The organism is Ensifer adhaerens, from assembly GCF_001270265.1.
Taxonomy (GTDB): Bacteria; Pseudomonadota; Alphaproteobacteria; order Rhizobiales; family Rhizobiaceae; genus Ensifer; species Ensifer adhaerens_B.
On the sequence record NZ_LGAP01000084.1, the window covers coordinates 1 to 1003 of the forward strand.

1 protein-coding gene is annotated in these 1003 nt (G+C 63.2%); it reads right to left on the reverse strand.

The window, feature by feature from the left end:
- On the reverse strand, window positions 1–857 hold an 857-nt coding region (locus tag AC244_RS34770; RefSeq protein WP_053253364.1), incomplete at its 3' end, for an IS110 family transposase.
- Between the last annotated feature and the right edge of the window lie 146 nt (window positions 858–1003).

Here is a 1003-nt window from a genome sequence, read left to right on the forward strand (position 1 = left end):
ACGATGGCGACGATCTTGGGTTTGCCGCCTGCGACCAGGCGATCGCGGAAGGCCTTGAGGGCGGGATTGTGTCGGCTGGCGACGAGGGCGGCCATGAACAGCACGGCGCGTACCTTGCCCCTGCCGCCGCCGATGAAGCTCTTGCCCTTCCACTTTCCCGACTGTCGCGTCCATGGCGCCAACCCAGCCAGCGACGCGATCTGACGGCGGTCGAGGCTGCCCAATTCAGGCATCTCGGCCAAAAGCGTGCGTGCCGTTGCCGACCCTACGCCCGGAACTGACGTCAGTAGCTGCTCGCGCACCCGCCATACCGGCGATTTGCGGATTTGGTCGTCAAGGTCGGCATCGATGCTTTCAAGCTCGCGCCGGAGTGCTGCAAGCAACCGCTTGATGCTCTTGTGCGCCTGTTTGGCCAGCACCATGTGCGCCCGGTTCTCTTCCGCCACGATCATCTGCACGATCTGCTGCCTGCGGGCGACGAGCGCCGAAAGAGCCTGTGTCTCGGCATCGCGCAACGACCGGATTTCGGGTTTTGTCGCTGCAACGAAAGCGGCAATGACTTGAGCATCGATCGGGTCGGTCTTGGCTTTGCGGCCGATCGCATTGGCATAGGCGCGTACCTGTGCCGGATTGACGACAAGCACCGTCAATCCGGCGGCCGACAGCCGGGCGACCGCCAGGGTTTCGAAGCCGCCGGTCGCCTCGAGCGCAATCGCATCGGCCCTGATCTCCCGCAGCCGATCAAGCAACTCATGGATGCCATCATCATCGTTGCCGACGGCAAACGCCCCTGCCTCAGGCCAGACCGCCACATCAAGTCGATCCTTGGAAACGTCGATACCTACGATCTTCTCCATCTTCTCCCATCCTTGCCTAATCGGGCTTCGCTTGCGCAAGCGGCCCTGGCGACTGTTCGGGTTCGATGGAACGGCGGGCGAGGACCCAAGCTCTCCCACGGGCTTGCTGTCCCAAAGGTGCTTCGGTCTTTCGCCCGCTACCGCAT